18 protein-coding genes are annotated in these 17,276 nt (G+C 64.7%); 11 read left to right on the forward strand and 7 right to left on the reverse strand.

The annotated features are described in order from the left end of the window. Positions 1-6: 6 nt before the first annotated feature. Positions 7-471, reverse strand: a complete 465-nt coding sequence (locus GEV01_RS29075) for a hypothetical protein (RefSeq protein ID WP_152809690.1) — start codon at positions 469-471, stop codon at positions 7-9. A 134-nt stretch (positions 472-605) separates the two neighbouring features. Here GEV01_RS29075 and GEV01_RS29080 point away from each other — a divergent pair, with 134 nt between their 5' ends. Beyond that, the gene (locus GEV01_RS29080) at positions 606-872 is read left to right on the forward strand and encodes a hypothetical protein (RefSeq protein WP_152809692.1); all 267 of its coding nucleotides are present in this window, start codon (positions 606-608) and stop codon (positions 870-872) included. Between the two features lie 46 nt (positions 873-918). On the opposite strand, the gene GEV01_RS29085 is transcribed toward GEV01_RS29080, so the two are convergent. Both GEV01_RS29085 and GEV01_RS29090 read right to left on the reverse strand, forming a co-directional pair. Next, positions 919-1,788, reverse strand: coding sequence for a pirin family protein (locus GEV01_RS29085; protein ID WP_152809694.1), 870 nt, complete (start codon positions 1,786-1,788; stop codon positions 919-921). Between the two features lie 46 nt (positions 1,789-1,834). Then, positions 1,835-2,434, reverse strand: coding sequence for an FMN-dependent NADH-azoreductase (locus tag GEV01_RS29090; protein ID WP_152809696.1), 600 nt, complete (start codon positions 2,432-2,434; stop codon positions 1,835-1,837). 117 nt (positions 2,435-2,551) lie between these two features. Between GEV01_RS29090 and GEV01_RS29095 the strand changes: the two genes are divergently transcribed. After that, the gene (locus GEV01_RS29095; protein ID WP_152809698.1) at positions 2,552-3,463 is read left to right on the forward strand and encodes a LysR family transcriptional regulator; all 912 of its coding nucleotides are present in this window, start codon (positions 2,552-2,554) and stop codon (positions 3,461-3,463) included. Between the two features lie 3 nt (positions 3,464-3,466). Here GEV01_RS29095 and asd read toward each other — a convergent pair whose 3' ends face one another. Next, a complete protein-coding gene (gene asd / locus GEV01_RS29100) occupies positions 3,467-4,315 on the reverse strand; it encodes an archaetidylserine decarboxylase (protein ID WP_328595662.1) in 849 nt (282 codons plus the stop codon). 151 nt (positions 4,316-4,466) lie between these two features. On the opposite strand from asd, the gene GEV01_RS29105 reads away from it, so the two are divergent. From GEV01_RS29105 to GEV01_RS29145, 9 genes are all read left to right on the forward strand, one after another. After that, the gene (locus tag GEV01_RS29105) at positions 4,467-6,728 is read left to right on the forward strand and encodes a TonB-dependent receptor plug domain-containing protein (protein WP_235914621.1); all 2,262 of its coding nucleotides are present in this window, start codon (positions 4,467-4,469) and stop codon (positions 6,726-6,728) included. A 126-nt stretch (positions 6,729-6,854) separates the two neighbouring features. Then, positions 6,855-7,130 carry a hypothetical protein gene (locus tag GEV01_RS29110; RefSeq protein ID WP_286159256.1) on the forward strand — a complete coding sequence of 92 codons (276 nt, stop codon included), beginning with the start codon at positions 6,855-6,857 and terminating at the stop codon, positions 7,128-7,130. Beyond that, positions 7,127-9,454, forward strand: coding sequence for a GAF domain-containing protein (locus tag GEV01_RS29115; protein WP_152809704.1), 2,328 nt, complete (start codon positions 7,127-7,129; stop codon positions 9,452-9,454). Before GEV01_RS29110 ends, GEV01_RS29115 begins: the two co-directional genes overlap by 4 nt. After that, the gene (locus GEV01_RS29120; protein ID WP_328595654.1) at positions 9,451-10,365 is read left to right on the forward strand and encodes a LysR family transcriptional regulator; all 915 of its coding nucleotides are present in this window, start codon (positions 9,451-9,453) and stop codon (positions 10,363-10,365) included. The genes GEV01_RS29115 and GEV01_RS29120 overlap by 4 nt, the downstream gene beginning before the upstream one ends. A gap of 74 nt (positions 10,366-10,439) precedes the next feature. Next, on the forward strand, positions 10,440-11,603 hold the full coding sequence (locus tag GEV01_RS29125) for a PepSY-associated TM helix domain-containing protein (RefSeq protein ID WP_152809708.1): 1,164 nt from the start codon (positions 10,440-10,442) through the stop codon (positions 11,601-11,603). 178 nt (positions 11,604-11,781) lie between these two features. Further along, complete coding sequence (locus tag GEV01_RS29130; RefSeq protein WP_008447725.1) at positions 11,782-12,072, forward strand: H-NS histone family protein; 291 nt, start codon at positions 11,782-11,784, stop codon at positions 12,070-12,072. A 282-nt stretch (positions 12,073-12,354) separates the two neighbouring features. Beyond that, positions 12,355-13,452: a metal-dependent hydrolase family protein gene (locus GEV01_RS29135; RefSeq protein WP_235914622.1), complete on the forward strand. Its 1,098-nt coding sequence runs from the start codon at positions 12,355-12,357 to the stop codon at positions 13,450-13,452. Between the two features lie 65 nt (positions 13,453-13,517). After that, on the forward strand, positions 13,518-14,132 hold the full coding sequence (locus GEV01_RS29140; RefSeq protein WP_070272064.1) for an LON peptidase substrate-binding domain-containing protein: 615 nt from the start codon (positions 13,518-13,520) through the stop codon (positions 14,130-14,132). Positions 14,133-14,237: 105 nt separating this feature from the next. After that, positions 14,238-14,867 (forward strand): FMN-binding negative transcriptional regulator, encoded by a 630-nt coding sequence (locus tag GEV01_RS29145; protein WP_152809711.1) that lies wholly within the window; start codon positions 14,238-14,240, stop codon positions 14,865-14,867. Here the strand turns inward: GEV01_RS29145 and GEV01_RS29150 are convergent. From GEV01_RS29150 to trpS, 3 genes are read right to left on the reverse strand one after another with little or no spacing between them, the layout of a single operon-like run. Continuing rightward, the gene (locus GEV01_RS29150; RefSeq protein WP_152809712.1) at positions 14,864-15,826 is read right to left on the reverse strand and encodes a DMT family transporter; all 963 of its coding nucleotides are present in this window, start codon (positions 15,824-15,826) and stop codon (positions 14,864-14,866) included. The two genes, GEV01_RS29145 and GEV01_RS29150, sit on opposite strands and share 4 nt — an antisense overlap. A gap of 11 nt (positions 15,827-15,837) precedes the next feature. Continuing rightward, the gene (locus GEV01_RS29155; protein WP_328595655.1) at positions 15,838-16,146 is read right to left on the reverse strand and encodes a DUF1294 domain-containing protein; all 309 of its coding nucleotides are present in this window, start codon (positions 16,144-16,146) and stop codon (positions 15,838-15,840) included. A 5-nt stretch (positions 16,147-16,151) separates the two neighbouring features. Next, complete coding sequence (gene trpS / locus GEV01_RS29160) at positions 16,152-17,204, reverse strand: tryptophan--tRNA ligase (protein WP_008447731.1); 1,053 nt, start codon at positions 17,202-17,204, stop codon at positions 16,152-16,154. Between the last annotated feature and the right edge of the window lie 72 nt (positions 17,205-17,276).

The raw sequence follows: 17,276 nt of genomic DNA on the forward strand, positions 1-17,276 counted from the left end.
GATTAGCTAATTCAGCTCGATCACGTCGAACGGCGACTGCATCGATCCCAGGAAGGCCATGACGCTGCGTGCGCGTTCGCCCATGTCCTCGTGGCGGGTGGCGGCGATGGCGGCGCGCAGGCCGGGCACCACTTCGGTGATGTGCGGGCTGTCGTAGGCGTGCACCAGCAGCGCCGCCAGTTCGCTGGCGCGGCCGCGGTTGTTGCGCATGCGTTCTTCCAGCATCGCCAGCAGAGCGCGCTGCATGCGCGGCGTCGGGTTGGTGATGTAGCCGAACACCAGCGGCGTATTGCCGATCGCCTCGCACAGGCGGCTTTCGATCTGGTCCGGCTTGACGTCGGAGGCGATGTCGAAATAGGCGCCGTTCCAGCGCGTCCGTTCGTACGGATGGCCGGGCGGGAAGGAGTCGGCCGTCTCAAAGCCGAGAACGTGGCTCAGGTAACGCAGCCATTTGAGGAGTGTGGGCATCATGCCGGCATTTTATCCTGAGTCGCGATGCTCTACCGAACCTGATGAGCGTCAATCGGTCCCGGTTTAGAATACGTATGCTTCCATGACCATAAGGACCGACCTGCCGTCATAGGAAAACTACCCTGGAGCCAACAATGCTAGACCGTCTCGCCTTACTCATCGTTGGGATAATTTGCGCCTGGTTGGCATGGGCCTCCTTGCACTTTGGTGGCGAGCCGATGACAGGCTTGGTCATGGCGGTTGTGTTGGTTGCGTACGCCGTCGATAACTTTCAACTTCGACGCCAGGTGCGCCAACTGCTTGTGGATCGCGAAAATCGTGAGAAACGTGAGAAGGAAGTTGGACTCAAGCGTTTGATGCGCGGCTTGCTTGCCGTGCGTGATCAACGCAAGGAAAATTAGTAAGGCAGCCGCCGGACAGCATATCTGTCCGGCGGCTGTTGCACGCTTAAGCGTGGGCTTCCTCGCCCAGCTTGCCGGCGCGGAAATCTTCAACGGCGGCGAAGATCTCGGCCTGCGTGTTCATCACGAACGGGCCGTACTGCGCGATCGGCTCGTTCAGCGGCTGGCCGGCGACCAGGATCAAACGGCTGGCTTGCTCCGCATGCACCGTCACGCCATCGGCGCCCGCTGTGTTCGCCAGGATCGCCATGCGGCCCGACGCCACCGCCTTGTCGCCCACGCTCACTTCGCCGCGATAGGTGAAGATGAAGGCGTTGTGGCCTTCCGGCAGCGACTGGCTGAAGCTGGCGCCTGCCGGCAGGTGGATGTCGAGATAAATCGGCTCCGTCACCTCGCGCTGCACCGCACCGGCCACGCCGTGGCTGCTGCCGGCGATGACTTTCACCGCCACGCCATCGGCCGTCGTGTAGGCCGGCACGTCGGTACCGTTGAAATCGCGGTACCACGGCGCGCGCATCTTGTCCTTGGCTGGCAGGTTCAGCCACAGCTGGAAGCCTTCCATCACGCCTTCTTCCTGCTCCGGCATTTCCGAGTGGATCACGCCGCGGCCTGCGGTCATCCACTGCACGCCGCCGTTGGTCAGCAAGCCTTCGTTGCCGGAACTGTCTTTGTGGCGCATGCGGCCTTCGAGCATATAGGTCACGGTTTCAAAGCCGCGATGCGGATGGCTGGGGAAACCGGCGATGTAATCGTTGGCCTGGTCGCTGCCGAAATTATCCAGCATCAAAAACGGGTCCAGGCGGCGCTGTAACGGTTGGGTCAGGACGCGGTTGATCTTGACGCCGGCGCCATCCATCACGGCCTGGCCGGTGATAACGCGCTCTACGCTGCGAGGGGTGCTTACTTGATCGGTCATGTCATGCTCCTTGGTTCGTTGTAGCGCCGCCTGTGCGGCGCCGTTGTTACACCAGTACTGCGTTGATCTCTGCTTCAGCCTGCGCCTGGGCCTTGGCCACGGCTTCCGGACCCATGCCCAAACCTTCGGCGAACACATATTGCACATCGCTCAGGCCCACGAAGTTCAGGAACATCTTGATGTGTGCCAGCTGCGTATCGCTAGGACCGTCGCGGTGCACGCCGCCACGCGACAGGGCCACGTACACTTTTTTGCCGGTCAGCAGGCCAACCGGGCCGGTCGGGCCGTACTTGAAGGTCACGCCGGCGCGGGCAATCGCGTCGAACCAGCTTTTCAGCTGCGCGGTGATGCCGAGGTTGTAAGTCGGCGCACCGATGACGATCACGTCGGCCGCTTGCACCTGGGCGATCAGCGCATCATCCAGCGCGACGCGTGCAGCCTGGGCTTCGGTACGCTGGTCGGCCGGGGTGAACAGGGCTTGCAGCGTAGGCTCGTCGATCACTGGGTGCGGATCGGCTGCCAGGTCGCGGCGCACCAGCGCTGCGGCTGGATTGGCGGCGCGGACTTTGGCGACGATGGCGTCGGCCAGGCGGGTCGATTCGGAACCGGTGCTGCGGGCGCTGGAGTTGATTTGCAGGATGTTCATGGTGTTGCTCCTTGTCTGTTGTCGGGTGTGTGCTGCGATGGAGTCACTTTAATCGTTTCAAATTCATTCCGGAAGACGCTAAAATGGATAACATTAATCCACTGATGGAACAATCCTATGGAAATAGACCCGGGAGACCTGCTTTTGTTCGCCCGCATCGTCGAATGCGGCAGCTTCAGCCTGGCGGCGCAGCGCGTGGGCCTGCCCAAATCGACGGTGTCGCGCCGCATTTCGCTGCTGGAGGCGCAGCTGGGCGAGCGCCTGCTCCAGCGCACCACGCGCAAGCTGGTGCTGACCGAGTTCGGCGCCAGCCTGCTGGAGCACGCGCGGCGGGTGGCCGATGAAACCGAACAGGCCGGCGCGCTGGCGCAGCACCGGCAGGGCGCACCGAGCGGCTTGTTGCGGGTGTCGATGCCGGCCGACTTCGCCAACGTGGCGATGGGCACGATGATGACGCGCTTCATGAACCAGTACCCGGCGATCTCGCTGGAACTGGACCTGTCGCCGCGCCGGGTCGATCTGGTGGCGGAAAATTTCGACCTGGCCATCCGCATGGGCAACCTGCCGGACGATGCCTCGCTGGCCGCGCGCCGCGTCACGCTGAGCAAGATCGCTCTGTACGCGTCGCCGCTGTACACCTCGCTGCGCGGGCTGCCTGAGCATCCGGACGATCTGTTCAAGCACGACCTGCTCAGCCTGCCGCCAAGGCTGAATGGTTTGATACGCTGGAAGCTCTTGCGCGGCAAGACGGAGTGGGAGAGGGAGTTGCCAGTGCGGTTGCTGGCGAACTCACCGGAGCTGCTGGTGCGCATGGCGGCCACCGGCGTGGGCATCGCCGCGTCGACCGAGCTGTTCGCGCATGAGCATTTGCAGAATGGGACGCTGGTGCGGGTATTGCCGGAGTGGGCTTTCCCCATCGTCACCGGCTGGGCGGTGTTCCCCGGCCGCCGGCTGATGCCGGCCAAGACCAGGGTGTTCCTCGATATGCTGGAGGCCGCCTTTGAAGATGGACGGCCGTACGGGGTGTAGGGCTTACTTCTTCAGCGTGGCCATGGCTTGGCCCAGCTGGACCGGGCCGGCAGGTTGCCACGTCGGGTTGAAGTGCATCAGGCCTTTCGGGAACAGCATGACGACGGTGGAGCCGAGCAGGAAGCGGCCCAGTTCCTCGCCTTTTTTCAGCACGATGTTCTGGTCGTCGTACTGCCACTCGCACACATGCGGCTGGCGCGGCGGATTGACCACGCCGTGCCACACGGTCGCCATGCTGCCGACGATGGTGGCGCCGACCAGCGTCATCACGAACGGGCCGTGGGCGGTGTCGAACACGCACACCACGCGCTCGTTGCGGGCGAACAGGCCAGGGATGCCGCGCGCGGCGGCCGGGCTGACCGAGAACAGCTCGCCCGGCACGTAGATCATGCGGGTCAGCTTGCCGTCGCAAGGCATGTGGATGCGGTGGTAGTCGCGCGGGCTCAGGTACAGGTTGGCGAAGCTGCCGTTTTGGAACTTGGCGGCAAGCTCGGCGTCGCCGCCGACCAGCGCGGTGGTGCTGAAATTGTGGCCCTTGGCCTGGAAGATCTGGTCTTCCTTGATGTCGCCGAACTGGCTGATGCGGCCGTCGATCGGGCAGATGAAGTCGACATCGGCGATGGGCCGGGCTTCCGGGCGCAGCGCGCGCGTGAAGAATTCGTTGAAGCTGGCGTAGTTGGCGATGTCGGGATCGAGCGCCTCGTCCATGTTGACGTTGTACTTGCCGACGAACCAGCGTATCAGCCAGGTGGTCTTGCCGCCGCCCTTGGCGCCGGCGATGCGGCCGGCGAAATTGGTCAACGCTCCCTTGGGGAGCAGGTAGTGCGGCAGAACGGCAAGACGGGACACGATAGGGAATCCATGTGGTGAACGACTGCGCATTATAGCGCCGGGGTTTAGGAATTCGTACTAAACAATCTGAAGCCCTTGTTATTTACTGAACGTTTTGAATAAAACAAGGCATAATGCACGCTCCCACTTGTCCGACAACTTGCCTTCTAGAATGATGCCCGTACGCCAATTCCGCCTGACGCAGATAGCCACCGCCGTTTTCTCCTTCTACATGGCCGCCGGCGCGGCCCGGGCCGAGGCCGATGCGCCGGAGGCGCCCGCCAAACCGGTCAAATCCGCCAAGCAGGCGGAGGCCGCTCCGATGCAGAAGGTGGAAGTCAAAGGCGCCGCCGCCAGCTATGACGCGCGCCGCGATGATACCGCTAGCAAGACCGTCGTCACCAGCGAGGAAATCCAGAAATACGGCGACACCTCGGTCAACGACGTGCTCAAGCGCGTGCCCGGCATCACCGTCAGCGGCGCGGCCGGACGCAGCGGCGGCGAGATCCGCATGCGCGGCCTGGGCAATGGCTACACGCAGATCCTGATCAACGGCGAGCGCGCACCGGCCGGCTTCGCCATCGACAGCCTGGCGCCCGAGGTGATCGAACGCATCGAGATCCTGCGCGCCGCCAGCGCCGAGTTCAGCACGCAGTCCATCGCCGGCACCATCAACATCGTGCTGAAGAAGGCCTTGAAAGCCGCGCAGCGCGAGTTCAAGTTCAGCGAAGCCAAGGGCAGCAAGTTCAGCTCGCCGTCGGTCAGCCTGCAGATGTCGGACAAGATGGGCTCGACCTCCTACTCGTTCGGCGGCAACGCCTGGCGCTATATGTACAACCGCCTGACGCCGGTGTTCGACAGCGGCACCGACGCCGCCGGCCTGCCCAACCTGAGCCGCTCCGCCCCGTGGCAAGACCAGGGCCGCGCCGACGGCATGAACCTGTCGCCGCGCATCAACTGGACCCTGGACAACGGCGACACGGTGACCTCGCAGACCTTCATCAACCTGAACCAGTTCGTCAGTAACAGCCACAGCCGCACCGCCACCACGCTGGGCCGGGGCCCGGACTATGACCGCATCGACAGCACCTACAGCAGCCACAACGGTTTCGGCCGTACCGACCTGAACTGGGTGCACAAGCTGGGCGAGGGCGCCAAGCTGGACCTGAAGGCCGGTGTCAGCGACAACCGCAACACTTCCGATTCCTTGCAGATCGGCGGCAACAATGGCTTGCCGCCGACGCTGGCGCGCACCGTCACCTCGGTCGGCACCGAGCACGGCTTCAGCACCCAGGGCAAGTATTCGCGGCCCTTGACCTTCGGCGCCGCGCCGGCCGACGGCAAGGGCGAGGCGCCGACCGAGCATGCGCTGGCCATGGGCTGGGATGCCGGCCTGACCCAGCGCGACGACCAGCGCACGCAACGCGAGGCGGCGCTGCCGGGCAGCACGCCGGACAACAGCGACGAGGGCTTCTCGGCCAAGGTCACGCGGCTGGCGCTGTACGGCCAGGACGAGTGGAACCTGACGCCGCAGTGGTCGCTCTACACCGGCCTGCGCTGGGAAGGCCTGGACACCCGCAGCGACGGCAATACCTTCGATGCGGTGCAGCAGCGCTCCAGCGTGTTCAGCCCGCTGATGCAGACGCTGTTCAAGTTCCCCAACAAGAAGGATCAATTGCGCGTGGCGCTGACCCGCACCTACAAGGCGCCGTCGACATCGAGCCTGATACCGCGCAAGTTCACCTCGACCAACAACAGCGCGACCGATCCTGACCGCCGCGGCAATCCGCACCTGAAGCCGGAACTGGCGCTGGGCCTGGACGCGTCGTTCGAACACTACTGGGGCGAGGGCGGCCTGCTGAGCGCCAGCGCCTCGATGCGCCGCATCGACAATTACACCCACCAGGGTTTGCTGTATGAAAACCAGCGCTGGGTCTCGACCTCGATCAACGACGGCCGCGCCGAAACGCGCGGCATCGAACTGGAGGCCAAGTTCCCCATGCGCGCGCTGGTCGAGCATGCGCCGGCGCTGGACCTGCGCGCCAGCGTCAGCCGCAACTGGTCGCGGGTGGAGAGCGTGCCGGGGCCGGACAACCGCCTCGACCAGCAGACCCCGCTGAGCGCCACGCTGGGCGTCGACTACAAGAGCCCGAGCGGCGTGCTCACCACCGGCAGCAGCTTCAGCTTCCGCAACGGCGGCCTGGTCCGCGTGAGCGGCACGCAGGGCGGCTACACCAGCGTGCGCCGCGACCTGGATGTCTACGCCCTGTGGAAAATCGACACCCAGAACAATCTGCGGGTGGCCGTCTCCAATCTGCTGGCGCAGGACTACGTGATGGAAAGCCTGTACAGCGACAGCAACGGCACAAGCAACCGCATGACGGTGGCCGGCGGCGAAACCCAGCTGCGCGTGACGGTGGAAAAGCGTTTTTGAAGGCGGGATAATGAGGTGATATGATGCTGCGGTGTACTTAATTGCCGCGGGCCTCCTCTGAAAAAGCCTAAAGTTACCGAGATCATCCAGTCCGACGACGACAGTCTGCGTCTGGCGCTGGCCGAGGTGCGCGATTTGCAGCGCACCGTGGTCGTGCTGCGCTCGGAACTGGAGACCTCGCACCAGGAACGCCAGCACGCGGTGCAGGACGCCCTGTCTTTCGCCCACAGCGAGATCACCCAGTTGCGCGACACCATCGCGGCGCTGCGCACCAGCCTGGAAAAACTCACGCAGCAAAAGATCGACGCGCTGCAGCAGGCCGGCACCGTCCACCACGCCGAAGTCGCGCTGTTGCACGAGACCATACGCGCATTGCGCGACGCCCTGGAGGCGCGCGCATGAGCGTCAAGCCCGCCATCCGCAGCGTGCCGGCCAAGCCGGTGGCCGCCAAGAGCGAGGCCGCCACCGCGCAGGCCGCGGCCGGCGCGCAACGCAAGCGGCTGCGCCAGGTCGAGCTGCTGCTGGAAGTGTCGCGCCGCATGGCGGCCTACGATACGCTGGATGAAATCCTGACCGCGCTGGTCGAAGTCACCACCGAGGAACTGGACGCCGAGCGCGGCACGCTGTTCCTCAACGACGCCGAAACGGGCGAACTGTTCTCGCGCGTGGCGCAGGGCAATATCCAGCGCGAGATCCGCTTCCTCAACCACACCGGCATCGCCGGCCATGTGTTCACCACCGGCGAGGCCGTCAGCATCGCCGACGCTTATGCCGATCCGCGCTTCAACCGTTCCATAGATGAGCAGACCGGCTTCGTCACGCGCAACATCCTGTGCGTGCCGATCAAGACTTTCAAGGGCGAGATCATCGGCGTGTCGCAGACGCTGAACAAGCGGCGCGGCAAGTTCACCCGCGCCGACCTGCAATTGCTGGAAGCGCTGACCACGCAAGGCACGCTGGCGCTGCAAAGCGCGCGCTTCCTCGAAAGCATGAAGAAGATCCGGCGCCAGGAGATGGAGTTCATCGACGTGGTGTCCGAGGTGACGGCCGATATCAAGCTCGGCTCGCTGCTGCAAAAGGTGATGGGCGAGGCCACGCGCCTGCTCAACGCCGAACGCTCGACCCTGTTCCTCAACGACGAGAAGACCGGCGAGCTGTGGTCGGAAGTGGGGCAGGGCCTGGAGTCCTTGCAGATCCGTCTGCCCAACTCGGCCGGTATCGCCGGCGCTGTTTTCACGTCCGGCAAAACCATCAACATTCCCTACGCCTACGCCGACCTGCGCTTCAATCCGGCGTTCGACAAGCGCACCGGTTACTTCACGCGCTCCATCCTGTGCGTCCCCATCGTCAACAAGGCCGGCAAGATCATCGGCGTGACGCAGGTGCTCAACAAGCGCGGCGGTCCGTTCACGCACGAGGACGAATCGCGTCTGCGCGCCTTCACCGCGCAAATTTCCATCGCGCTGGAAAACGCCAAGCTGTTTGCCGATGTCCAGCAGATCAAGAACTACAACGAGGCCATGCTGGAGTCGATGTCGAACGGCGTCATCACCCTGGATGGGCAGGAGAAGATCGTCACCTGCAACGCGGCCGGCCTGCGCATCCTGCGCACCGATGCCGCCGGCATCGTCGGCCGTTCGGCGGCGGACTTCTTCGGCGGCGCCAACACCTGGGTGATCGACAAGCTGCGCCAGGTCGAGGAAAACCAGTCCGCCGAGCACCTGATGGATGCCGAGCTGGTGCTGGACGACGATACGCTGTCGGTCAACTTCAGCGTGCAGCCGCTGCTGTCGATGGAGAAGAAGCGCATCGGCTGGATGCTGATGATCGAGGATATCTCCAGCGAGAAGCGCTTGCGTTCGACCATGTCGCGCTATATGGACCCCGGCATCGCCGACCAGATGGTGGCCAACGGCGCCGAAATGCTGGGCGGTAAAAACGTGCCGGCCACGGTGCTGTTCTCGGACATCCGCAGCTTCACCACCATCACCGAGCAGCTGGGCGCGCAGGGCACGGTGACGCTGCTCAACGAATACTTCACGCTGATGGTCGATTGCATCCAGCGCGAGGAGGGCATGCTCGACAAGTTCATCGGCGACGCCATCATGGCGGCCTTCGGCATCCCGGTCGGCCACGACGACGACGCCGACCGCGCGCTGCGCACCGCCATCGCCATGATGACCGAACTGAGCGCCTGGAACCAGGCGCGCGCGGGCGAGGGCAAGCCGCCGGTGGAGATCGGCATCGGCCTCAACACCGACCTGGTCGTGTCCGGCAACATCGGCTCCAAGAAGCGCATGGATTACACCATCATCGGCGACGGCGTGAACCTGGCGGCGCGGCTGGAATCGGCCTGCAAGCAGTACGGCGCCCGCATCCTGATCAGCGAATTCACCTACCGCGCGCTGCGCGGCACCTACCGCCTGCGCGAGGTCGACATCGTGGTGGTCAAGGGCAAGACGCAGCCGGTGTCGATCTACGAGGTGATGGACTTCCACGGCGAGGACAGCTACCCGAACCTGGCCGAGGCCATGGGCCTGTTTCGCAACGGCCTGCAAAGCTACCGCAAGCGCAACTGGGCGGCGGCGGGCAAGCTGTTCGACGAGGTGCTGGCCTTGAACCCGCACGACAAGGTGGCCGCGCTGTACATCGAACGCTGCGCCCACATGGCGGCCAATCCGCCGCCCGACGATTGGGACGGTACTTTTGTGATGGAATCCAAGTGAAGATCCCGCGTAGCACGCTGGAACAATGGCAGGTGTTGCAGGCGATCGTGGAATGCGGCGGCTATGCGCAGGCGGCCGAGGCGCTGCATCGCAGCCAGTCGTCGGTCAGCTACATGGTGGCCAAGCTGCAGGAGCAGCTGGGCGTGGAGCTGCTGGAGATCGACGGCCGCCGCGCGCGCCTGACCAAAAACGGCGAGGCCCTGCTGGCCCGGGCGCGCGAGCTGCTGGGCGATGCCTTCCAGCTGGAGCAACTGGCCGGCAGCCTGGCCGAGGGCTGGGAGCCGCAGGTCGGCATCGCGGTCGACAGCCTGTTCCCGGTCGAGCTGCTGGTGCAGGTGCTGCGCGAATTCGAACCGTCGGCCACGCATACCCGCGTCAACCTGGAGGAGACCGTGCTGTCCGGCTCCGAGGATGCGCTGCTGGAGCAGCGCGTCGACATCGCCATCGTCAGCCGCGTGCCGCCCGGTTTCCTCGGCGATGTGCTGATGGACATCGAATTCGTCGCCGTCGCCCATCCCTGCCACCCGCTGCATGCGCTGGGCCGCGAGCTGGAGGCGGACGACCTGAGCCGCAACCTGCACATCGTGGTGCGCGATTCGGGCACCTTGAATCCGCGCGATCATGGCTGGCTCAACAGCAACCAGCGCTGGACCGTCACCAGCCCGCACACGCGGCTGGAGATGATATGCAGCGGCCTGGGCTTCGGCTGGCTGCCCGAGCACAAGATACGGACCCAGCTGGAGCAAGGCTTGCTCAAGCCGCTGCCGCTGCGGGTGGGGCAGCGCCGCAAGCAATCGCTGACGCTGATCGTCGCCAATCCGGAGCTGGCCGGGCCCGCCACCTGCCGCCTGGCGAATTCGATCCGCAAGGTGGTGAAGGAGGGCATCAAGCTGCGCCCGCTGTGCGAATGAGGTGTAATTGAGAATTATTCCTGTTTGGCATGAAACTTTTGTATAATCGGCGTCCTCCTTTGCCGCCGAGTCCAATGCCCGTCAAGCCCCAACCAGCCCAGCGACCACCGCGCAGCCTGCGCCAGGCCATCCGCCCGGGCGTGCTGTGGCTGCACCGCTGGCTGGGTCTGACGCTGGGCTTGCTGGTGGCGCTGGCCGGCCTGAGCGGCAGCCTGCTGGTCTTCCATCACGAACTCGACGCCGAGCTCAATCCCGAACTGGTCCACAACTACGAACCCTGCGTCGCGCCGCTGGACATCGCCGCCGCGGTCGCGAGCGTGCAGCGCATCTGGCCGCAGGCCAAGGTGAGCTCGGTGTATCTGCCCAGCCATGAAGGCGCCAGCTACCGCCTGTATTTCAAGGCGCCCGGCACGGACGACAACGAGGTCATGCTCGATTCCTGCAGCGGCGATCTGCTGGGCAGCCGCAACCGCGAGGAAGCCGGCCTGGACGGCCGCCACCTGATGCCGACCCTGCAGCGCTGGCACTCCAGCCTGATGCAGGGCAAGTCCGGCCGCGCCGCGCTCGGCTGGCTGGCGCTGGCCTGGGCGGCGCTGCTGATCGCCGGCCTGCTGCTGGCCTGGCCGACCCCGGCGCAGGGCTGGCGGCGCGCGCTGCGCGTCAACTGGCGGCAGAACGCCTACCGCACCCACTTCGACTTGCACCGTTCGGCCGGGCTGGTGGCGATCGTCCTGATGCTGACGGTGGCCGTGACCGGTTTCTACAACGGCTTGCCGGAGCTGGCGCGCGCACTGGTGGGGCAGGTGGCGCCGGTCAGCACCGAGCACCGCAGCATCGCCTTGCCGGCCTTGCAGAAAGGCGAAACCACGATTTCCTGGAACGACGCCAAGGCTATCGCCGAGCAGCACCTGAGCGACGGCGCCATCCTGCTGGCGCTGAACCGCTTGCCGGAGCGCGGCATCTACCAGGTGCGCCTGCGCCGCGCCGACGATTGGCAGCGCACCGGCACGCTGCGCCTGCTGATCGATCTCCGCAATGGCGCGGTGATTGAAACAGTTAATCCGCTGGCCGGCACGGGCGGGGATCGCCTGCTGGCGGCTTTATTCCCTCTGCATTCAGGCCAATTCGGCGGCGCCATAGGCCGCTGGCTAATGGTGATAGCCGGTTTGCTGCCGGCGCTATTCTTTATTACCGGCCTCTCCACCTGGATATTGCGGCGGCGTCGTAAATCCGCCTGATATGCGATTCGTTTGAACAACAGTGGTGGAAAATATTCATTTTTATCGCTATATTGGTATTTGTCGCGTATATCTCTGGAGAATCAGCGCAAAGTTATGGTAAATTGCGGCTATCGATTCTCACACATTGTCACTAGTGGTTTTTTAAAATCTAACCCGCCGATAAGAAGGAAATAAGATGACGACTTACCAGGAATACAAAGCAAAGATCGCCGAGCTGGAAAATCTGGCCGAAAGCGCCCGTAAAAATGAAATCGCTCAGGCAAAAGAGAAAGTCACCGCTATCATGCGTGAATACGGCCTGACCGTGGCGGATCTGGGCGGTGTAGCGAAGGTGAAGACGGTCAAGACCCGCGCGCCGGTGCCGACCAAGTACCGTGACGACGCTACCGGCCAGACCTGGACTGGCCGTGGCCGTGCTCCGAAATGGCTGGAAGGCAAGGACAAAGAGCAGTATCTGATTAAGTAAGCTACTCCGCAAGCTACTCAGTAAGCCCGCTGCAAAGCCGGGAGCAGGGTTTATATTTTTTATAAACCCTGTCCCCGGCTTTTCTCTTTTCGGACGCTATCCATGATCAGCCGTGCCGTAGTCTTATTCTCCGTAATAATCTCCCTGTTTTGTCCCGCCGCGCAGGCCGCCGATAGCCTGTTAAGTCCCGACCGGGTCTGGACCGGGGAGGGGGCGCCGCACGCCAATTGGTCGGTACTTATTGTCCAGGGGCGGATCGCCGCAGTCGGTCCCGCCGATAAAATGAATGTGCCGGCCGGCGCCGAGCGTATCAGCCTGCCCGGCACGACGCTGATCCCCGGGTTAATGGACCTGCACGCGCATGTGCTGCTGCATCCCTATAATGAAACCTCGTGGGACGACCAGGTCTTAAAGGAATCGGTCGAATACCGCACTTTGCTGGCCGGCCGCCATGCCGCCGCCACATTACAGGCCGGTTTTACCACCTTGCGCGATCTGGGAACGGAAGGCGCGCTGTATGCCGATGTGGCGATTAAAAAAGCGATAGAGGACGGGGTTATTCCCGGCCCGCGTTTATTCATCGCCACCCGCGCCATCGTGGCCACCGGCACGTATGGGCCGTCGCCGCGCAGCTATCGGGCCGATATCGACTTGCCCAGGGGCGCGCAGGAAGCCAGCGGCGTCGACGAGGTGACGCGCGCGGTGCGCGAACAGGGCGCGCGCGGCGCCGACTGGATCAAGGTCTATGCCGACTACCGCAGCGGCGCCGACGGCAGCGCCCACGCCACCTTCTCGCAAGCCGAACTGAACGCGCTGGTAGCGGCCTCCCATGAATCGGGCCGCAAGGTCGCCGCGCACGCCAGCACCGACGAGGGCATGCGCCGCGCCGTGCTGGCCGGCGTCGACAGCATCGAACACGGCTATGGCGGCAGCGAAGCCACTTTCCGCCTGATGGCGGAGCGCCGCGTCGCCTATTTCCCGACGCTGACGGCGCCTGAGGCCACCAGCGAGTATTTCCAGAAGTACCAGCGCGGCGGGCCGCCGACGCCGTCCATGCAGGCCGCCGCGCGCGCCTTCCAGCTGGCGCGCAAGCTGGGCGTGGTCATCGGCAATGGCAGCGATGTCGGCGTGTTCGCGCACGGCGCCAACGCCCGCGAGCTGGAATGGATGGTCCGGCTGGGCATGACGCCGACCGAGGCGCTCAGCGCCGCCACCGTGGTCAACGCTGCGGTGCTGGACCGCAGCGCGTCGCTGGGCCGCATCCGCGAAGGCTATGTGGCCGACCTGGTGGCGGTGCGGGGCGATCCGACCCAGGATATCGCCGCGCTGCGCAGCGTTGCTTTTGTGATGAAAGGCGGGATTATTTTTCGCGCACCTTAAGGAAGCCGTAAGGTTAGACGTGCTTGTCTAGACCGATTTCAGCCATTTCGTGCGATGATAGCGAAATGGCATCCATCCCTCTCTTTCCGCTGAATACCATCCTGTTCCCTGATGGGCATTTGCCGTTGCAGGTGTTTGAAGTGCGCTACCTGGACCTGGTCAAGCGCTGCATCGCCCGAGGTGAAGAATTCGGCGTAGTGCCGCTGCTCGAAGGCAGCGAAACCCGCGTGCCGGACAAGCACGAAACCCTGTCCGACGCCGGCACCATGGCGCGCATCCTCGACTGGACCGCGCCGCTGCCCGGCCTGCTGCAAATCTCCTGCGTCGGCACCACGCGCTTCCAGATCAAGTCCGCCGAGCAGCTCAAGCACGGGCTGTGGATGGCCGAGGTCGACGAGGTCGCCGAAGACATGGTGGTGCCGATACCGAGCGAGCAGCAGGACGTGGCCAACGCGCTGGGCGCGCTGATCCGCTCGCTGCAGAAGAAGCAGATCTCCACCGCCAACATGCCACTGGCGCCGCCGTACCGGCTGGACGAAGCCGGCTGGGTGGCGAACCGCTGGTGCGAACTGCTGCGGCTGGACGTGGAAGAAAAGCAGCGCCTGCTGCTGCAGGAAAATCCCGTGCTGCGGCTGGAGCTGATCCAGGACGTGCTGAGCGAGAACGGCCTGCTCGACTGATCCTGGCCTCGTCGCTGGCCCCATCGCCGGGCGCCGCGCTGGCTCTGTCGGCGCGTGGGCGCGGCTGCTACACTGGTCCGGTCATCCACGCCATCGCCACAGCCCATGTACTTGCAACCCGCTTTTGCCGAAGATCGCCTTGAAGTCCGCCACGGCCTGATGCGCGCCTATCCGCTGGCCACGCTGATCCTGGCCGATGCCGACGGCATCACCGCCGACCTGATTCCCTTCATGCTGTACGCCGACGAGGGCAGCAGCGGCCTGGGCGTGCTGCGCGCCCATGTGGCGCGCGCCAATCCGCTGTGGCGCAAGCTGGAAGCGGGGGCGCAATGCCTGGTGCAGTTCCAGGGGCCGGAAGCCTACATCAGCCCGAGCTGGTATGAAACCAAGCGCACCACGCACAAGGTCGTGCCGACCTGGAACTACGCGATGGTGCAGGCGCGCGGCATCGGCCGCGTGGTGGACGAACCGTTCTGGCTGCGCCGCCTGCTCGACCATCTGACCGCCGCCCACGAAGGCGGCCTGCCGCAGCCGTGGGAACTGGACGACGCGCCGGCCGATTTCATGGCGGCGACGATGAAAGCCATCATCGGCATCGAGATTCCGATCGACAGCCTGGTGGGCAAATGGAAGGTCAGCCAGAACCGCAACGCGGCCGACCAGCGCGGCGTGGTGAAGGGATTGCAGCAGCACCCGATGGCGCAGCTGGTGGCGGAGCGCCTCAAGCCCGATTAATCGCCGGCGTGCGCCTCGCCGGCCGCGTCCAGCGCGTGCACGCGCATCGACCACATCACGCCGGCGACCAGCAGCAGCATGGCGGCGATCTCCAGCACGCGTGGCAACTGCTGCTTGTAGATAAAGCCGTACAGCAGCGCGAACAGGGTCTCGAACAGGATCAGCTGGCCGGACAAGGTCAGCGGCACCTTGCGGCTGGCGATATTCCACAGGTGGTTGCCGATCACCGAAGCGCCCAGTGCCAGCAGGGCGTTGACGATCCAGAACAGCGTCCAGTCGCGGCCGCTGGCCACGGCGCCGGCGCCGGTCACGTCGGCATGGAACAGCGCCAGCGCCGCCAGCGAGATGACCAGCGCGATCAAGCCGCTCGACACGCCGTACAAGGCCGACCACTCGCCGCTGCTGAAATGCGGATTGCGCTTGAGGTAGCGGGCGTTGTCCACCGAGTACCAGGTCCAGCACAGCAGCGCGCCGGCCGCGCACAGCACGCCGAGGATTTTTTCCGGCAGCGGCGCGCCGTTGCCGCTGTCGTGGGTGAAGACGTCGATATTGATGCAGGCGATGCCGGCCGCCACCAGCAGCAGCGGCAGCATCAGCTGCTTGAGCGGCACCGAGCCGTGGTCCTTCTGGCCCATCAGCGTGACGGAGATCGGCAGCACGCCGATGATCAGGGAAGTCGCGGCCACGCCGGCGAACTTGACGCCCAGCGCAAGCAGCATGTAGTAGACGATGTTGCCGGCCAGCGCATGCTTGACCATGGCGGCCACGTCGCCGCGGTCGAGGCGGCGCAGCAGCGCGGGCAGGCGCGGCAGCATCAGGCCGGCGGCGATCAGGCCGTAGGCGATGTAGCGCCCGCAAGCCATTTCCAGCGGCGTGAACGCCGTCAGCAATTCCGGCACGATGAACACCATGCCCCACATGGCGCCAGCCAGCAATCCACACAACACGCCATGCCACATGGTGGAGTTCCTCAGTAGTTGGTGCACAGCCACCAGACGGCGGCCAGCGCCGCCAGGTTCAGCACGACGCTGCACCAGTAGGCGATCTGGAATGAAGTCTTGACGGTCTTGTGGCGCAGCCAGCGCTGCGCCAGCCAGCCGCCGGGCCAGCCGCAGGCCAGGCCCCACAGCAGCAGCGTGCTTTCCGGCGTGCGCTGCCGGCCCTTGATGGCGGCCGACTTGTCGACCGCGTAGGCGATGAAGCAGATGACGCTGGCGACGCCGTACACGGCCGCCAGCCACAGCAGCGCGAGCTGCGAGGGCAGGGCGTCCGGCGTCACCGGGTTCAGAAGTAGCTCAGGCCGAGGGCGGCCTTGACTTCATCGGCGGTGCGGGCCACCACTTCGCGCGCTTCCATCGTGCCTTGTTTGAGCATCTGCATGATGTAGCCCTTGTCCTGCGCCAGCTCTTCGCGGCGGGCGCGGATCGGCGCCAGCATTTCCTGCAGTACCACTTCGAGGCGCTTCTTGACGATGGAATCGCCCAGGCCGCCGCGCACGTAGTGGGCCTTCATTTCGGCCAGCTTGTCCTTTTCGGGATCGAAGGCGTCCAGGTAGATGAAGGCGACGTTGCCTTCCAGGTGGCCAGGGTCTTCGACGCGCAGGTGCAGCGGATCGGTATAAACCTTTTTCACGGCGGCGGTGATCTCGGCCGCAGTGGCGCCCAGGTTGATCGTGTTGCCCAGCGATTTGCTCATCTTGGCCTTGCCGTCGGTGCCCGGCAGGCGGCCGATTTCCGGCACCAGCGCCTTGCACTCGACCAGGATGTCCTTGTTGACCAGGCGGTTGAAGCGGCGCACGATTTCATTGGTCTGCTCGATCATCGGGATCTGGTCTTCGCCGACCGGCACGATGGACGCCTTGAAGCCGGAGATGTCGGCCGCCTGCGAGGCCGGGTAGGTCAGGAAGCCGGCCGGGATGTCGCGCTCGAAGCCGCGCAGCGCGATCTCGGTCTTGACGGTCGGGTTGCGCTCCAGGCGGGCCACCGTCACCAGGTTCAGGTAGTAGAAGGTCAGCTCGGCCAGTTCCGGGATCTGCGACTGGATGAACACGGTCGACTTGGCCGGGTCGATGCCGACCGCCAGGTAGTCCAGCGCCACTTCGACTACGTTGCGGTGCACCTTGTTGGTGTCGTCCATATTGTCGGTCAGCGCCTGGGCGTCGGCCAGCATGATGAACTGCTTGTAGTCGTGCTGATAAGCGACGCGGTTGCGCAGGCTGCCGACGAAGTGGCCGAGGTGCAGCGGGCCGGTCGGGCGGTCGCCGGTCAGGATCACGGTGGGGCCTTTGGACGCGGCCGGCGGGGTGGCGATAACTTCGGACTGTTCGGTCAGGCTCATCAGGGTTCCTTTACGTTGCCCCGGTCCGGCGCGACGAATATAAAAAACGCCACCAGACAAAGGGCGGCGTTG

Source organism: Rugamonas rivuli (assembly GCF_009380165.1).
GTDB lineage: Bacteria > Pseudomonadota > Gammaproteobacteria > Burkholderiales > Burkholderiaceae_D > Rugamonas > Rugamonas rivuli.